The organism is Pseudoxanthomonas mexicana, assembly GCF_001556105.1.
Lineage (GTDB): Bacteria > Pseudomonadota > Gammaproteobacteria > Xanthomonadales > Xanthomonadaceae > Pseudoxanthomonas_A > Pseudoxanthomonas_A mexicana_A.
The window spans coordinates 1-15,047 of record NZ_LSIF01000055.1; the positions used below are offsets into that span (position 1 = coordinate 1).

Below are 15,047 nucleotides of genomic sequence, written 5' to 3' on the forward strand. Positions count from 1 at the left end.
GGAGGAGGGGGGGCATTGGCCGGCGGGGGCGCCGAGACGGCCTCTTGTGCCCTGATTGGGCGATCCCGTGCTCTCATCCGGCTGCCGGTCACGGAGATGCGATCGAGTGACAGGGTCTCCTCCGTCTTGCTGGCCGCGTCCCGTCGCGCTTCGTCGTACAGGACGCGCTGCTCTTGCTCCTGCTGCGTAGCAGCGCGGTATTGCATGCGTTCGCGGGCAGCGGTGTCCGATGCCGCCGTCGCCGGGGGCGAATCGGAATGGCGGTCGACGTCGGCAGGCAGTGCTTGGAGCACGGCTTCGGGCGCGGGTGCGGCAGGCGGGCTGGGAGGTGCAGGACTCAGCGCGAGCGGGCTGCGCTTGGGCGCAGGCGCCTGGCGCGCGGCGGCCTCCGCATTCTGGCGCGCAGGTCCCGGTGACGTGGCCGTGCTCCCGGCGGAGGGAGGTGGCGAGATCCTGGCTTGCATCGGTGGAAGCGCTTCGTCAGCCGCCACGGCAGGCGGTGGGGAAATGTCGGCTGGTATCGGGGCCGCCGCGTCCGCCGCCGCGACGTCCGCGTCTTCGGCGGCCACGCTGAACGAGGGTTCGGCCTCCATCGGCACTTCGCTGGCCACCGGCATTTCATGGGTCGGACGGAGTTGCCAGGCGATACCGGCCGCCAACAGGACCGACGCCGCCACGCCCATGCCGACCGGCCAACGCCGGCGGGAGGTCGGTACCTGGCCGATCCTTGCGGGCGCGTCCTCCACGGCCGCCCGCGCGGCACCGAGGATGCGTGCATCCAGCTCGGGCGACGGGCCACCGTGCGGCCCCAGTCGCGACAACGACTGCGCGAGCGCGCGCTCTTCGGGGGTCAGGGGTTCGTGGGGCATGCTCATTCGTTCAATCTCGTCCGCAGCCGGTCCATCGCATAGCGCAGGCGCGATTTCACGGTTTCCCGGCCGACGCCGGTGATCTCGCCGATCTCCTCCAGGGTCAGTTCCTGCTCCAGCCGCAACAGCAGCACTTCGCGCTGCTCCGGCGGCAACTCATCCATGGCCAGCTGCAGCCGCCGCCGCTGCTCGAACTCGGAGAGCTGGCGCTCCGGCGTATCCAGGTCCGGGACGCGTGCGGTGCGCTCGTCCGCGTCGGCGGGGGCGGCGGGCCGATGCTTCAATGCGCGCCAATGGTCGTTCAGGCGATTGTGCGCGATCCGGTACAGCCACGTACCGAACGCGGCTTCCGGTTTCCAGTCCTGGCGCGCCGTGATCACGCGCTGCCAGGTGTCCTGGAAGAACTCGTCGGCCAGCGCGGCATCGCGCAGGTGCCGTAGCAGGAACCGATACAGCGGCCCGCGATGGCGTGCATACAGCTGCTCGAACGACGACGCATCGCCAGCGGCGTAAGCCAGCATCAGGGTCTCGTCGGCGGGTTCTGCGAGGTCGTTCACTGCCGCCAGCGTAAGCGGTCCCCGCGTGTCCGTGAAGCTGGCCCGTCGCACGACCGCCGGCGCGTTCATCCATGCGTCGCCGCACAGGAACATGCGGGGAGCGGCGCGAGCGGCTGGGGCAGTGACGGTGGACACGTGAAGCGCAAACGGTCCAGCGGGATTGGAGGGGTTGGCGCGGGCGTTTCCGTTCAGGGGGCGGCAGGCGGTATGCTCGCTGCGGGGGACTTCCGGATACCGCCTTCCGACTCGGTCGGATCACGACCATGCCTACGCCATCGATCAGCGCCGACAGCCCGGCCAGCGCGGACGCCTCCCCGGCGGAACATATCGCGCGGGTCCTGTGTGGGTTGCTGCCGCCCGGCGCGGAACTGGCCGTGTGCTGGCGCGACTGGGCGCTGGGCAACGGCAGCGGCGCCACGCCGGGCGCACCGGCGGCGTTGCGCCGACGCGCCGAGCACGCGCTCGCTGATGTCGCGGTGGAACACGATGGCCCCGAACTGCGTGTGCATGCCTGGGACAATGCCGATGGCAACGCCCGCGTGTCGCTGGCGCTGGCCGTGCCGCAAGGACTGGCGAGCGCGGACGAAACGGCGTGGGTGACGCTGGCGCGTACGCTGCTGGTGACCTCGCTGGATGCCTCGCGGGCGCAGGCGCGCGTGGTGTCGCTGGAGAAGTCCAAGCGCCTGCAGCAGGCGCTATACGAGATCGCCGACCTGGCCGGCGCCGACCTGGAGATGCCGGAGATGCTCCGCCGCATCCACGCGGTGGTGAACTCGCTGATGTACGCGGAGAACTGCTACATCGTCCTGTACGACGACCAGCGCCGCAGCGTGCGCTTCCTCTACTTCGCCGACCAGCGCGACCCCTACATCGCCGAGCCCGAGCGCGAGTTCGGCGAAGAGGAGATGGTCAACAGCATGACCTTCGCGCTGCTGCGCCACGGCCAGCCGCTGCGTGGGCCGTCGGCGGTGATCCGGCAGAAGCTGGGCGTGGTGCGCGATCCCTCGCACGGCCCGGACAGCCTGGACTGGCTGGGCGTGCCGATGCGCCGCGACGACCGTGTCTGCGGCGCCATCGTCGTGCAGAGCTACGACACGCCCGCCAGTTATGCCGACGAGGACCGTGCGCTGCTGGGCTATGTGGCGCAGCACATCCTCACCGCGCTCGATCGCAAGCATGCGCATGTCGAACTGGAGCACCGCGTGGCGGTGCGTACGCGCGAGCTGCAGCTCGCCAACCGTGAGCTGCAGGCCGAGATCATCGAGCGCAAGCGCGCCGAAAAGCTGCAGCGCGCACTGTTCCGCATCACCGACCTGGCCATCACGTCGGAAAACCTCGAACGCTTCTATGCCGACGTGCACGTGGTGGTCGACGAACTGATCAACGCACGGAATTTCTACATCGCGCTGGTGTCCGACGATGGCGAGGACCTGAATTTCCCGTATTCGATCGACGAGCGTGACCCGATGCGCCAGACGCGGCGCATGACCAACGGTCTCACCGAGTACGTCATCGAGGCCGGTCGTCCGCTGCTGGCGGACCGCGAGGTGATCGGCCAGCTGGCCGAAGCGGGCAAGGTGCTCCAGCATGGCCCGCCCGCTTACAGCTGGCTGGGCGTTCCCCTGTTCCGCGGCGAGGATGTCGTCGGTGCCGTGGTCGTGCAGAGCTATTCCGAAGACGTGAAGTTCACCTCGCACGACCAGAACCTGCTGACGTTCGTGGCCCACCACATCGGCAATGGCCTGGACCGGCAGCGTGCGCAGGAACGCCTGCGCAACGCGCATGCCGGGCTGGAACGCCGCGTCGACGAACGCACGCGCGAACTCGCCGAGGCGAACCTGCAGCTACGCGGGCAGATCGGCGAGCGGTTGCGCATCGAGCAGCAGTTGACGCACCAGGCCACGCACGATGCGCTGACCGGGCTGCCCAATCGTCCGCACCTGCTGGATCGCCTGGCCGCCTCCATCGAGCGTGCGCGGCACGGCGACGGGCAGGCGTTCGCGGTGTTGTTCCTCGACCTGGACCGCTTCAAGCTGGTCAACGACAGCATGGGCCACGCCGCCGGCGACGAGCTGCTGGTGGAAGTCGCGCGGCGCATCACCATGAGCGTGCGCGACGAGGACGTGGTGTCGCGCCTGGGCGGCGACGAGTTCGCGCTGCTGGTGGAGTACGCCGAAGGCGTCGAGAACGTGCGCGATTTCGCCCAGCGCCTGCTCGCCGTGCTCGGCTTGCCGATGTGGGTGGCGGGGCGCGAACTGTTTCCCTCGGCCAGCCTTGGCATCGCGGTCTGGCATCCGCGCTACCGCAACGGCGACGAACTGCTGCGCGATGCCGACGCGGCGATGTACCGCGCGAAAGAGCAGGGCCGCGACCGCTGCGCCATGTTCGACGAAGTCATGCGCGAGGCGGCGGTGCAGAGCCTCGACCTCGAAGCCGATCTGCGCCGGGCGATCAACCATCGCGACTTCCTGCCGTTCTACCAGCCGATCCGCCGGATGGACGATGGTCGCGTGATCGGCCATGAGGCATTGCTGCGCTGGCAGCACGAGCGGCGAGGCCTGCTGCTGCCAGCCGAATTCATCGGCCTGGGCGAACACAGCGGGTTGATCGAGCAGGTCGACTGGCTGCTGTACGAACAGGTGGTGCGGCAGATCGCGCGCGGCGTCGAGGGCTATATCTCCGTCAATGTCTCGCCACGGCATTTCCGTTCGCCCGATTTCGGCGATCGCCTGCTGGCGATGTTCGAGGCGCAGGGCGCGGACCCGTCGCGCTTGCGGCTGGAGATCACCGAAGTCGCGTTGCTCGACGATGCGCCGCGCACGCTGCGCATCCTGCGCACGCTGCGCCAGCACGGGATCCTCGCCCAGCTGGACGATTTCGGCACCGGCTTCTCCGCGCTGTCGTACCTGCACCGGTTCCCGATCTCGGTGCTGAAGATCGACCGCAGCTTCGTGTCGGGCCTGGGCAACGAGGCGCGTCCTGAGAGCCTGGCGCTGGTGCGGGCCATCCTGGCGCTGGCCAGCACGCTGGGCATCGAAACGATCGCCGAGGGTGTGGAAACCGAAGAGCAGCGCCAGGCGCTGATCGAACTGGGTTGCCATCTCGGACAGGGCTACCTGTTGGGGCGTCCGGCCGCGCAGATGGAAGTCGTGGTCGCCGACGTAGTGTGAGCGGGGCACCGCAATCAAACTAGCTAGCGAATATCGATCGGCTGTCCATGATAGGGACGCAGCTGTCCCGATGCGGCCTTGCCTGTGGCTGGAACAGTTCGCCAGTTGAGCCAGAAGTCGCCGGCGCAGAGTCGCCGGAATTTCACGTGGACGGTGTCGTTGGCGGGAATGTCGACCTGCTCCAGCGACGAGAGGTAGGGAGGCGCGTCGCCGTCGTAGACAGGCGCGTCGAAATCGTCATGTGCCGGTGCCGGCAGCGTCCGCTCTGCGTGGAAGCTCTTGAGCTGCACGGTGATCGCATGCTGGCGGTGATTGACCACGACGACGTCGATTCCGCAGCTTGTCACCGATGCGGCTGAGGAATACAGCAAGGCGAAGACCAGTGCGAATGTGCGGAGTGTCATGACGTTTGAGTCCCTGCTTCGAGACAAGTCGATGTGTCGAGGTCCATCCCTGGACCCCAGCCGCTTCAGGTCACTCGCCGGCAATCGCAGGCGCGTCCGTCTTCGCCCCGACCAGCCGATACGCCTGGTCGACCATGCCGACGAACTCCGCCTTCAGGCCATACGGATCGCGACCCGTCGCCGCACGCGCGGTGCGGGCGACATCGTTCCAGTTCCAGCCGTCGACGCGTTGACCACCGCGCAGCAGGTCGGCATAGGCCGCCACGGCACTGGCGAAACGGAAGGCATCGCTGGGTTGCGCGGTCAGCGACGTGCGCGCGATCGGTGTCTCGATCAACCGGCTGACCTCCTGGTCCGGCAGCTTGTAGCGCAGGCGCACGTGCGCGACCTCCTCGGCGGACGCGCCGGCGGCCACCTGCTTGCCGCCGTAGCGCAACGCCGGCAGACGATCGGCGCCGCTGCCGGCCGGGGTGATCTCGTACAGCGCGGTGACTTCGTGGCCCGCACCGATGTCGCCGGCATCGACCTTGTCGTTGGCGAAGTCCTCGTTCGCCAGCACGCGGTTCTCGTAGCCGATCAGGCGGTACTCGGAGACCACGGCAGGATTGAACTCCACCTGGATCTTCACGTCGCGGGCGATGGTCAGCAGGGTCGACTGCATTTCATCCACCAGCACCTTGCGGCCTTCCTGCAGCGTGTCGATGTAGGCATGGTTGCCGTCGCCGACATCGGCCAGCTTCTCGGCCAGCGCATCGTTGTAGTTGCCGGTGCCGAAGCCCAGCGTGGTCAGCGCGATGCCGGAGGCGCGCTGGTCGGCGACCATCGTCTCCAGTGCGTCCTGGCTGACCGTGCCCACGTTGAAGTCGCCGTCGGTCGCCAGGATGACGCGGTTGACGCCCTCCTTGACGAAGGCCTGCTTCGCCATCGCGTAGGCGAGGCGGATACCGTCGCCTCCGTTGGTGCTGCCGCCGGCCTGCAGGCGGTCCAGTGCGGCAAGGATCTCGTCATGCCGGTCGCCGGGCGTAGGCGGCAACACGAGGCCCGCGGAGCCGGCATAGACGACGATGCTGACGCGGTCCTGCGCGCGCAGTTGCTTGACGAGTTGTGCGAACGACTGCTTCAGCAGCGGCAACTTGTCCGGCGATTCCATCGAGCCGGAGGTGTCGAGCAGGAACACCAGGTTGGCCGGTGGAAGCGTCGCCTTCGGCACGTCGTAGCCCTTGATGCCGACCATCAGCAGTTGGCGTTTGGCATTCCACGGCGCCGGCGCCAGTTCGGTGGTCACGTTGAAGGGGCGGCTGCGGTCGGTCGGTACGGCATGGCCGTAGCGGAAGTAGTTGATGAACTCCTCCGCGCGCACGGCATCGGCAGGCGGGCGTTGGCCTTCGCGCAGCATGCGGCGCACATTGCTGTAGCTGCCGGTGTCAACGTCGACGGAGAACGTCGAGACCGGCTCGTCCAGCGTACGGCGCACCGGATTGTCGTCGCGCGCGGCGTACTTCTCGGTATTGGCCGACGGCGATGCGTATTGTTCGACAGCGACGTTGGCGGCCCGATACTGGACCATCATCGCGGGGGCCGGCGGTGCAGGCGGTGGGGGTGGCGCGTATGCACTGCCCGTGGCCATGACGGCCTTGGCCTGCTCGCTGCGCAGGCGGCTGCCGGTGACGGCGATGCTGTCGAGCGTCGCCTGGTCGCGCCTTGCGGTGCTTGCCTCCTGGCGGGCGTATGCCTCGGCCGCCACCGCGGCCGCTTCGGTTTCAGGGGAGTGCTGGGCGGTGGGGTTGGATTGGCAGGCGGCCAGCAGGGCGGCGGCCAGCAGGGTGAAGGTCAGGCGGTGCGACATGGCGCGACTCCGTGTGTGGGACAGGGAGTCGAACGCGCGGAGTCGGAAAACGGGGTTGGACGGAAGGGCGTTATTTCCGTCCGGTCTCCATGACGCTCCTGGGAGCGTCAGTCGATGGCGCCGACGTCCATGCCGTCGTAGGCGTCCAGCCCGTGTTCCTTGGCGAAGCGGTACAGCGCCTGGTTGCGCTCGTCGAGGCTGTCCGGTGTGTGGACTTCGGTCTTCTCAACGTGCAACCACCACAGGTCCGGATCCTTGCGGTTGTCCTTGTCTTCCAGGTACAGCGCGATCACGCGATAGCCCTGGTCCTGCAGCAACGGCACCACCGCCTCCAGCGCGGGCCGCGAACCGTGCGTGAAGAAGTATCCCCACACCAGCGGCTTGCGCAGGTCCCACGGGGTTTCCTTGGCCATGTTGTCGAACATCTCGACCAGTTGTTCGTGGGTGATCATCGGTGGGCTCCTGATGCGGTTCTGCGCGGCATCTGCCGCGCGTTGAAGGATTGTGGCTGGGGTGGCTCGATGGCGCGCCGTCGTTATTCCGCGCGCAGTGTCAGTCGACCATCGCCGACCTGCGCATCGATGCGTTCGCCAGGCTGCACCTGCGTCACCGAGCGCACCAGCGTGCCGTCCTCCTTGGTCACCAGCGCGTAGCCGCGGGCGACGGTCGCCAGCGGGCTGACGGCTTCCAGCGAGCGGGCGAGGGCGCGCAGGCGCAGGGCGTCGCGTTGCAGCGTGCGCGCGACCGCGGCCTGGGGGCGTGGCGCGAGGGCGAGCAGGCGCTGGCGCAACTGTTCGAGCCGGCGCTGCGGTGCATGCGCGCGCAGGACGGCGTCGGCGTGGCGGAGTGATGCGATGCGACGCGCCTGCTGGTGCTGCCACAGGGCATGCAGGCGACGCGCGGCTTCTTCCTGCCGACGCCGGAACGCTTCCAGCCTTGCCTGCGGACGCAACGCGTTCAAGCGCAACGCAGCACGGTCCGCGCGCTGCATGGCATTGCGCAGGCGCTGCGCCTGCGTGGTGGCGAGACGACGCTGCAGTCCCTGGATACGCGCCAGCAGGTCGCGCTGGTCGGGGACCAGCAGCTCCGCCGCGACGGAGGGTGTCGGCGCCCGCAGGTCGGCGGCGAAGTCGGCGAGGGTGAAGTCGGTCTCGTGGCCGATGGCAGAGATCACCGGAACCGGTGAAGCCGCGATGGTGCGCGCCAGCCGTTCGTCGTTGAAGGCCCAGAGGTCTTCCAACGAACCGCCGCCACGGGCGACCAGCAGCACGTCGTAGCGACCGCTGCGCGCCGCGCGCTGCAGCATGTCGATGATCTGCGCGGCCGCCGTCTCGCCCTGCACCTGCACGGGCAGCACGTCGACCTCCAGCAACGGGAATCGCCGCTGCAGGACGCTGAGCACGTCGCGCACCGCCGCGCCGGTGGGCGAGGTCAGCACGGCGAGGCGATGCACGTGGGCGGGCAGAGGCCGCTTGCGGGCGTCGTCGAACAGGCCTTCCGCAGTCAGGCGGGCTTTCAGTTCCTCGAACGCGCGGCGCAGGGCGCCTTCGCCGGCTTCTTCCAGGCTGTCGATGACCAGCTGGTAGTCGCCGCGTGCTTCGTACAGCGTCAGTCGACCGCGCGCGAGTACGCGCAGGCCTTCGCGCGGTGCGAACTTCAGCCATTGACTCTTCGGCTTGAACATCGCGCAGCGCACCTGTGCGCGCGCATCCTTCAGCGTGAAATACAGATGGCCCGAGGCGGGGCGGGTGACGTTGCCGAGCTCGCCTTCCACCCATACCAGCGGAAACGCACCCTCGAGCAGGTCGCGCGCCAGTGTGTTGAGCTGGGTGGGCGTGAGGATGTCGCGGGCGGTGTCGGTCATGGCGCAAGGATAAACGCTGGCCGATATCGACGCCGCGCTGCCTGCGTCAGCCGGTCGCAGCCTGCTGAAAGGATTCCGTGATGGAATGGCGGCCTCCCGTTGCCCGGAAGCTGCCGCATGCCCCGTCTCCGCTGGTCGAGCGCCCTTGCAGGGCGGTGTGCCGTGCTCCTGCTGTCCACGGGATGGATGGCCGCCTGTGCGCAGGCCGACAAGCCGGGGAATGCCGCGCAACCCGCACCTGCACCCATCGTGGAACGCCGGCAGCCTCCCGCGCCCGCAGGTGCCGCACAGCCGGATCTCGCCGTCATGCCAGACGGTGCCCTGTTGCTGAGTTGGTTGGAGCCGATGGGCGAGGCGGGCCATCGCCTGCGCTTCAGCCGCTTGCCCGCCAGGACAGTGGAATGGGAGCCGCCGCGCACGATCGCCGAGGGCGCGACGTGGTTCGTCAACTGGTCGGATACGCCGCATGTCTACGCGTTGCCGGACGGTTCGTTGTGGGCGCACTGGCTGCGCAGCACCGGGCCGTCGCGGATGGACTACGGCATCGATCTGGTGCGTTCCGGCGACGGTGGAGCGACGTGGAGCGAACCGCAACTGGTGCACCCGTCCGGCACGCCGGGCGACCACGGCTTCGTGACGTTCTGGCCGCAGGCGCGCGACCGGCTGGGCATCGCGTGGCTGGACAGCCGCCAGAAGGCGGCTGCCGGGCGCGCCGGGCATGACGACGGCGGACATGACCACGCAGGCGGTGCCGCGATGATGCTGCGCGCCGCGACCTACGATGCGCAGGCGACGCAGCAGGGCGAGTGGCCGCTCGACACGTCCACCTGCGATTGCTGCACCACCTCGTCCGCAGTGACGGACCGTGGCGTCGTAGTCGTCTACCGTGGACGCAGCGCTGGCGAGATCCGCGATACGCGCATCGTGCGCTTCGACGGCGAACGCTGGACGGCGCCACGCGACGTGCATGCGGATGGCTGGCAGATCGCGGGTTGCCCGGTCAACGGGCCGGTGACGGTCGCCGCTGGCGCTGCGGTGTGGGTCGCGTGGTACACGGAAGCCGGTGGCGTGCCGGAAGTGCGCGCGACGCGTTCCGATGATGCGGGCGATACCTTCGCTGCACCGGTGACGCTGGCGAAAGGCTCGCAGGTGTTGGGCCGCCTCGGCCTGGCGCAGGGTAATGGCCACCTGCTGGTGAGTTGGCTGGAGCAGGCACAGGACGAACGCCAGACGCTGGTGCTCGCCCGCTACGACGAAGGATGGGCAGGCGCACAGCGTGTCGACGTCGCCACACTGTCCGCACGCGGTCGTGCCAGCGGCATTCCGCGCCTGCAATGGCATGACGGTGCGGCATGGCTGGCGTGGACGGACGTGGCCGGCGACGCACCGCGCCTGCAGGCCGCGCGCGTGGCATTTCCGTGATGCGCACGGGTGCGACACTCGGTCGCAGCTGATGCCGGCGATCCATGACGCATAGAATCGCGTGGTGATCCGCTCGTCCGCTTTCTTCCGACCGATGCTGCAACTGGCCCTCGTGGCGACGCTGCTGATGGCGTTCGCGCCGTCGGTCACGCGCTGGGTCGCCAGCGCCGGTACCCAGGTGCTGGCCGGTTGGACCGAGCTGTGTACGACCGAGGGCACCAGGTGGGTCGACACCCGTCTTGAATCGCCGGTCGAGAAATCACCAGCGGGGGTGCAGATGGGTGCGGATTGCGCCTACTGCGTCTTGGCGAAGGCCCTGCCGTTGCTGCTGCTCGGCATCGTGCTGCTGTTTCCGCGACTCGCCGCATGCGTCTTCGGCAGTGCCGCAACGCTTCCACGAGCGAGGCGCTTGCGCCTGCGTGGCCTCGGCGGACAAGGACCGCCCGTCCTGCTCTGAACCACAAGCCTGCTGATTGAACGTGCGGCCTGCGCGCCGCGTCCTTGTGCTTTGGAGTTTCCATGTCCCTGATATTCCGGGCGACGCCGCGTGCGTCGTGCCTGTCCGTGGCCGTTGCCGCGGTCCTGTCGTTCCCCTTCGTCGCGCTCGCCACCGAATCCGTCGTGCTGCCCGACGGCTCGCGCGCCACCCAGCTCGATACCATCGAAGTCAAAGGCCACAATGCCGGACTCGAGCAGTCCGCGGGCACCGGCACGCGCCTGGCCTTGAGCCTGATGGAAACGCCGGCGTCCGTTACGGTGATCGACCGCGGCACGCTCGACGCGCGTGGCGTGCGTACCACGCAGGAAGCGCTGGCCGGCATTCCCGGCCTGACCGTCGCATCGCCGCCGGGCAATGGCAACGCGGTGACGTACCGCGGCTTCTCCGGCAGCCAGATCACCCAGCTGTTCAACGGCATCGACGTGCAGTACGCCAGCATCGCGGCGCGGCCCGTGGATGCATGGCAGTACGAGCGTGTCGAGGCGATCGGCGGGCCTTCGAGTTTCCTGTACGGCGCAGGTGCGGTCGGCGGCAGTATCAACTACGTCACCCGCCTTGCGCGGCTGGATCGTGACGAGGCGGCAGTACAGGCCGCTTGGGGTTCGTTCCGCGACGGCACGCTGGCGATGGGCGCCAACCTGCGTGCGGGCGGCGACGATGCCCGGCAGGCGGTCCGCGTGGATGCGAGCGCACGCGATGCGGAGAGCTGGGTCGATGGGCAGCGGCGTGAAGCGTTTGCGCTGGCGGCGTCCTGGCTGGTGCAACTTGCGCCCACGCTGCACCACACGCTGGCGGTCGAATACCAGCAGGAGGACAGCCATCGTCCCTACTGGGGCACGCCCGTGCGCCAACCTGCGGCAGGGCACCTGTCCGTGCTGCCCGAGACCGTCGGCCGCAACTACAACGTCGCCGATGGCTACTACGGCCAGGACGTACGCTGGGTGCGCTCGCTGCTGGAATGGACGCCGGGCGAGCGCGATACCGTGCGCAACACCGTTTACCTCTACGACGCCCTGCGTGATTTCCGCAATGTCGAAAGCTATCGCCTGACCGCCAGCAATGACGGGGTAGTCCGCTCCGGCACGCTGCTGCAGCGGCACGACCAGCAGCTCGTCGGCAACCGGCTGGAGTGGGCGCACACCGGTACGCTGTTCGGGCTGCCTACGCAATGGGCGACGGGGCTGGACGTCAGCTACAACCGGCAGACGCGATTTCCGCAGTTGTTGTCGGCGACCGTGGACACGGTGCCACTGGATGCGGTCACGCCGGGCCGTTTCCTCGATGTGCCTGGCGCAACGGTCGCCCATACGCCGGACCGTACCAATCGCCTGCACACGCAGGCACTGTTTGTCGAGAACCTGACCGAGCTGACATCGTCGCTGTCGCTGCTGACCGGGCTGCGTCGCGACCGTATCGCCCTGGACGTGGTCAACCACCGCGCGGTGTCCGCGACCAACCCGGCGCGTTTCCAACGGACGTACACGCCGACCACGGGGCGTGCCGCGCTGAACTGGGCGATCACGCCGCAGGCAAGTGGCTACCTTCAATACAGCACGGCCGCCGATCCACCGGCCGGCATCCTCAGCACGGCCACCTTCGCCACGCTGCGCGACTTCGATCTAAGCACCGGTCGCCAGGGCGAAATAGGCGCAAAGTTCCAATCACGCGACGGACGCCGCTTCGCCACGCTGGCGGCGTATCGCATCGTGCGACGCAACCTCGCGATCACCGATCCCGCCAATGCGGGACAGACGTTGCCAGTCGGCCAGCAATCGTCGCGCGGCGTGGAGGCGGCGTTCGGCTGGCGGCCCTTCGATGCACTGCGTGTCGAGGGCAATCTGGCCTGGGTCGATGCCACGCTGGACGATTTCTACGAGAACGCAGGCGGTGTGCCCGTCTCGCGCGCGGGCAACCGGCCTGCCAATACCCCTTCGCGCGTCGGCAACCTGTGGCTGGATTACTCCTTCGGTCCGCGTTGGTCGACCGGGCTGGATCTGCGCGGCGTGTCGTCGCGCTACGCCAACGCGGCCAACACCCTGTCCACGGCGGGCTACGCGACGTGGGGCGCACACCTGGCCTTCAAGGTCGGCGACAGCACCGAGGTGACGCTGCGTGGCCGCAACCTCGGCGACCGCACGCATGCCGTCTACGCGCTGGGCGGCACGATGGTCTACCTTGGCGATCCGCGCAGTTGGGAGGTCGTCCTGCGCAAGACGTTCTGATGTGGGTCGTGCACGGCCGCGACGCGGTGGTCGGGTCAGGTCGCGGCTGTTGACGACACGGGCGGGGCTGGCGCGGATCACGCTGATCGGCGTCGGCATCCGTCCGGTCATGATGCAGACGACGCAGCAGCGCCGTGCCTGCGAGAACCACCAGGTCAACGAGCGCCTGCGTACGCTGATGGCCGTCTACAGGACGCTGGGCGGCTCGTTCACTGGCGATCTCGACGTCGATCCCGCGCATCTTCGCGAACGACGGCAGCGCGCGGCGCAGGTGGCACGGGTGCCGGTGCCGCCCTCGACGCAGGATTGACGAGGGGGTCCGACCGCGATCCATCGCACCGACCGCTATTCGTCGATCCAGCGACGCTCGGGACCGGGCCGCTTGGCCAGCTTGCGCTGCAGCGAGCGCCGGTGCATGCCCAGCAGGCGCGCGGCAGCCGAGATGTTGCCTTCGGTCTCGGCCAGGGCCTGTTGGATGTGTTCCCACTCCAGTCGGCTCAGCGGCGTCATGGTGTCGTCGGTGGCGCCGGTGTCTTCCGTAGCGGCGGGGGCTTCCAGCCCCAGCGCACGCAGGATGGTCGGCACCGTCGCCGGCTTCGGCAAATAGTCGTCGGCGCCGCGCTTGATCGATTCCACCGCGGTGGCCACGCTCGCGTAGCCGGTGACCAGCAGGATCTGCATGTCGGCGCGCAACGCGCGCAGGGGCTCGATCAGGGTCAGGCCGGAATCGGCGCCCAGTTTCAGGTCCACCAGCGCGAAGTCGGGCTGGTACTCGCGTGCCCGCGCCAGTGCGCTGGCGGCGTCCAGCGCGATCTCGGTCTCGATGCCCTTGCGTGCCAGGCTGCGCTGCAGCGTGCGCGCGTAGAGTTCGTCGTCGTCGACCAGCAGGCCTTTCATCGGATGTCTCTCATCAGGGGGTCTCGTCGTGGCCTGCCACCGGCAGGCGGAATTGCACCTGCACGCCCTTCGGCGGCACGGCGCGCATGGTCATGCGTCCGCCCAGCCGCTCGATGGTGGCGTGCGACAGGGCCAGGCCCACGCCCATGCCCTCGGGCTTGCTGGTGCGGAACAGCTGTTCGGACTGGAACGGCAGGGCCTCATGGAAGCCGTTGCCGTAGTCGCGCACGGTGCCGACCAGCGCCTCGCCTTCGCAGCGCAGGTCCAGGTCCACGCGTTGCGAACCAGCCTGTCGGCTGGCGTCGGCGGCATTGTTCAGCAGCGCCTGCAGCAGATGGCCGGTGGACGCATCGGTGGCCAGCCACGGCGGCAGCGCGCCGGTGCGTTGCAGTTCCACCGTCGGGCGGATCAGTTGCCAGCGCTGCACCACGTCGTCCAGGTCGACGCGCTGGTGCACGCCCATGTCGGCCGAGGCAGCGAGGGCGCGCACGCGGTCGCGACACAGGTCGATGAGCTGGCGCATGGTGCCGGCGTCCTCGCGGATGTCGGGTTCGGACGCCTGCTCGCGGATGTCCTCGGTCAGCAGCGTCATCGTGGCCAGCGGGGTGTTCAGTTCGTGCGCGACGGCCGCGGCATGCGTGGCCAGCGCGACGATGCCCTCGTTGCGGGCGAAGCGCTCGCGCAGGCGCGCCAGTTCCTGCTCCCGCAGGCGCAGGGCGGCGACCAGCCGGGTGGAGAAGTACAGCACCACGGCCGCCGACAGCACGAAATTCACCCCCATGCCCCACAGGTGCACGTTGAAGTTGTCGCCATGCAGGTGCGGCAGCGGACGGCCGAACACCGCCGTCAGGATGTAGCCCAGCAGGCAGGCGATGCCAGTGGCCATCACCCAACGCAGCGGCAGGGCCAACGACGACACCGCGATCAGCAGCAGGAACATCGAGCTGAACGGATTGCCGATGCCGCCGCTCCAGGCGACCAGCCAGGACAGCACGACCACGTCCACCAGCATGTGGGCGAAGGCTTCCGCAGGGGTTTCCTCGCCGGCGCGGCGACTGCGCCAGGTGGCATAGACGTTGAACAGCGCCAGCGCGCCGATGCCGGCCCACAGCGGCCAGCGCGGCAGGTCGATGCCGAGCACCCCCAGCGCCACCAGGACCGTCACCGCCTGGCCCACGATGGCCACCCAGCGCAGGTTGCACAGCGTGCGCAGGAACGACGGCGACAGGGTCAGCAGGGTATTCGGCATGTTCACATGCTAGTGCAAGCACGCTGGCCGGGCCCGCGACATGGCGTC

The 15,047-nt window shown here is 68.7% G+C and carries 12 protein-coding genes and 1 pseudogene; 5 read left to right on the forward strand and 8 right to left on the reverse strand.

Going from position 1 to position 15,047, the window contains the following annotated elements:
- Both AX730_RS09010 and AX730_RS09015 read right to left on the reverse strand, forming a co-directional pair.
- On the reverse strand, window positions 1-869 hold an 869-nt coding region (locus tag AX730_RS09010; RefSeq protein ID WP_157074175.1), incomplete at its 3' end, for a hypothetical protein.
- Window positions 870-871: 2 nt separating this feature from the next.
- On the reverse strand, window positions 872-1,426 hold the full coding sequence (locus AX730_RS09015) for an RNA polymerase sigma factor (protein WP_062355381.1): 555 nt from the start codon (window positions 1,424-1,426) through the stop codon (window positions 872-874).
- 263 nt (window positions 1,427-1,689) lie between these two features.
- On the opposite strand from AX730_RS09015, the gene AX730_RS09020 reads away from it, so the two are divergent.
- On the forward strand, window positions 1,690-4,596 hold the full coding sequence (locus tag AX730_RS09020; RefSeq protein ID WP_062355092.1) for a bifunctional diguanylate cyclase/phosphodiesterase: 2,907 nt from the start codon (window positions 1,690-1,692) through the stop codon (window positions 4,594-4,596).
- 23 nt (window positions 4,597-4,619) lie between these two features.
- On the opposite strand, the gene AX730_RS09025 is transcribed toward AX730_RS09020, so the two are convergent.
- The 4 genes from AX730_RS09025 to xseA form a co-directional block, all read right to left on the reverse strand.
- Window positions 4,620-5,000, reverse strand: coding sequence for a hypothetical protein (locus AX730_RS09025; RefSeq protein WP_062355095.1), 381 nt, complete (start codon window positions 4,998-5,000; stop codon window positions 4,620-4,622).
- Between the two features lie 70 nt (window positions 5,001-5,070).
- Window positions 5,071-6,846: a vWA domain-containing protein gene (locus AX730_RS09030; RefSeq protein ID WP_062355097.1), complete on the reverse strand. Its 1,776-nt coding sequence runs from the start codon at window positions 6,844-6,846 to the stop codon at window positions 5,071-5,073.
- 107 nt (window positions 6,847-6,953) lie between these two features.
- Window positions 6,954-7,298, reverse strand: coding sequence for a ribonuclease E inhibitor RraB (locus tag AX730_RS09035; RefSeq protein ID WP_062355100.1), 345 nt, complete (start codon window positions 7,296-7,298; stop codon window positions 6,954-6,956).
- Window positions 7,299-7,381: 83 nt separating this feature from the next.
- Window positions 7,382-8,710: an exodeoxyribonuclease VII large subunit gene (gene xseA / locus AX730_RS09040; RefSeq protein ID WP_062355103.1), complete on the reverse strand. Its 1,329-nt coding sequence runs from the start codon at window positions 8,708-8,710 to the stop codon at window positions 7,382-7,384.
- 117 nt (window positions 8,711-8,827) lie between these two features.
- Between xseA and AX730_RS09045 the strand changes: the two genes are divergently transcribed.
- The 4 genes and pseudogenes from AX730_RS09045 to AX730_RS09060 all read left to right on the forward strand — a co-directional run.
- A complete protein-coding gene (locus tag AX730_RS09045; RefSeq protein WP_062355106.1) occupies window positions 8,828-10,132 on the forward strand; it encodes a sialidase family protein in 1,305 nt (434 codons plus the stop codon).
- A gap of 64 nt (window positions 10,133-10,196) precedes the next feature.
- Complete coding sequence (locus AX730_RS09050) at window positions 10,197-10,589, forward strand: DUF2946 family protein (RefSeq protein WP_157074176.1); 393 nt, start codon at window positions 10,197-10,199, stop codon at window positions 10,587-10,589.
- 62 nt (window positions 10,590-10,651) lie between these two features.
- The gene (locus AX730_RS09055) at window positions 10,652-12,853 is read left to right on the forward strand and encodes a TonB-dependent receptor (protein WP_083537818.1); all 2,202 of its coding nucleotides are present in this window, start codon (window positions 10,652-10,654) and stop codon (window positions 12,851-12,853) included.
- Window positions 12,854-12,899: 46 nt separating this feature from the next.
- Window positions 12,900-13,115, forward strand: a pseudogene (locus tag AX730_RS09060) (hypothetical protein); the annotation flags it as partial.
- An 83-nt stretch (window positions 13,116-13,198) separates the two neighbouring features.
- On the opposite strand, the gene AX730_RS09065 reads toward AX730_RS09060, so the two are convergent.
- Complete coding sequence (locus AX730_RS09065; RefSeq protein WP_062355114.1) at window positions 13,199-13,750, reverse strand: response regulator transcription factor; 552 nt, start codon at window positions 13,748-13,750, stop codon at window positions 13,199-13,201.
- A 13-nt stretch (window positions 13,751-13,763) separates the two neighbouring features.
- Complete coding sequence (locus AX730_RS09070; protein ID WP_062355117.1) at window positions 13,764-14,999, reverse strand: ATP-binding protein; 1,236 nt, start codon at window positions 14,997-14,999, stop codon at window positions 13,764-13,766.
- Between the last annotated feature and the right edge of the window lie 48 nt (window positions 15,000-15,047).

Excerpts from the sequence above, each read along its gene's own strand:
- AX730_RS09020 (WP_062355092.1), top strand. The coding sequence starts at position 1,690 with ATGCCTACGCCATCGATCAGCGCCGACAGCCCGGCCAGCGCGGACGCC.
- AX730_RS09045 (WP_062355106.1), top strand. The coding sequence starts at position 8,828 with ATGCCCCGTCTCCGCTGGTCGAGCGCCCTTGCAGGGCGGTGTGCCGTG.
- AX730_RS09070 (WP_062355117.1), bottom strand. The coding sequence starts at position 14,999 with ATGCCGAATACCCTGCTGACCCTGTCGCCGTCGTTCCTGCGCACGCTG.
- AX730_RS09055 (WP_083537818.1), top strand. The coding sequence starts at position 10,652 with ATGTCCCTGATATTCCGGGCGACGCCGCGTGCGTCGTGCCTGTCCGTG.
- AX730_RS09030 (WP_062355097.1), bottom strand. The coding sequence starts at position 6,846 with ATGTCGCACCGCCTGACCTTCACCCTGCTGGCCGCCGCCCTGCTGGCC.
- AX730_RS09025 (WP_062355095.1), bottom strand. The coding sequence starts at position 5,000 with ATGACACTCCGCACATTCGCACTGGTCTTCGCCTTGCTGTATTCCTCA.
- xseA (WP_062355103.1), bottom strand. The coding sequence starts at position 8,710 with ATGACCGACACCGCCCGCGACATCCTCACGCCCACCCAGCTCAACACA.
- AX730_RS09035 (WP_062355100.1), bottom strand. The coding sequence starts at position 7,298 with ATGATCACCCACGAACAACTGGTCGAGATGTTCGACAACATGGCCAAG.
- AX730_RS09065 (WP_062355114.1), bottom strand. The coding sequence starts at position 13,750 with ATGAAAGGCCTGCTGGTCGACGACGACGAACTCTACGCGCGCACGCTG.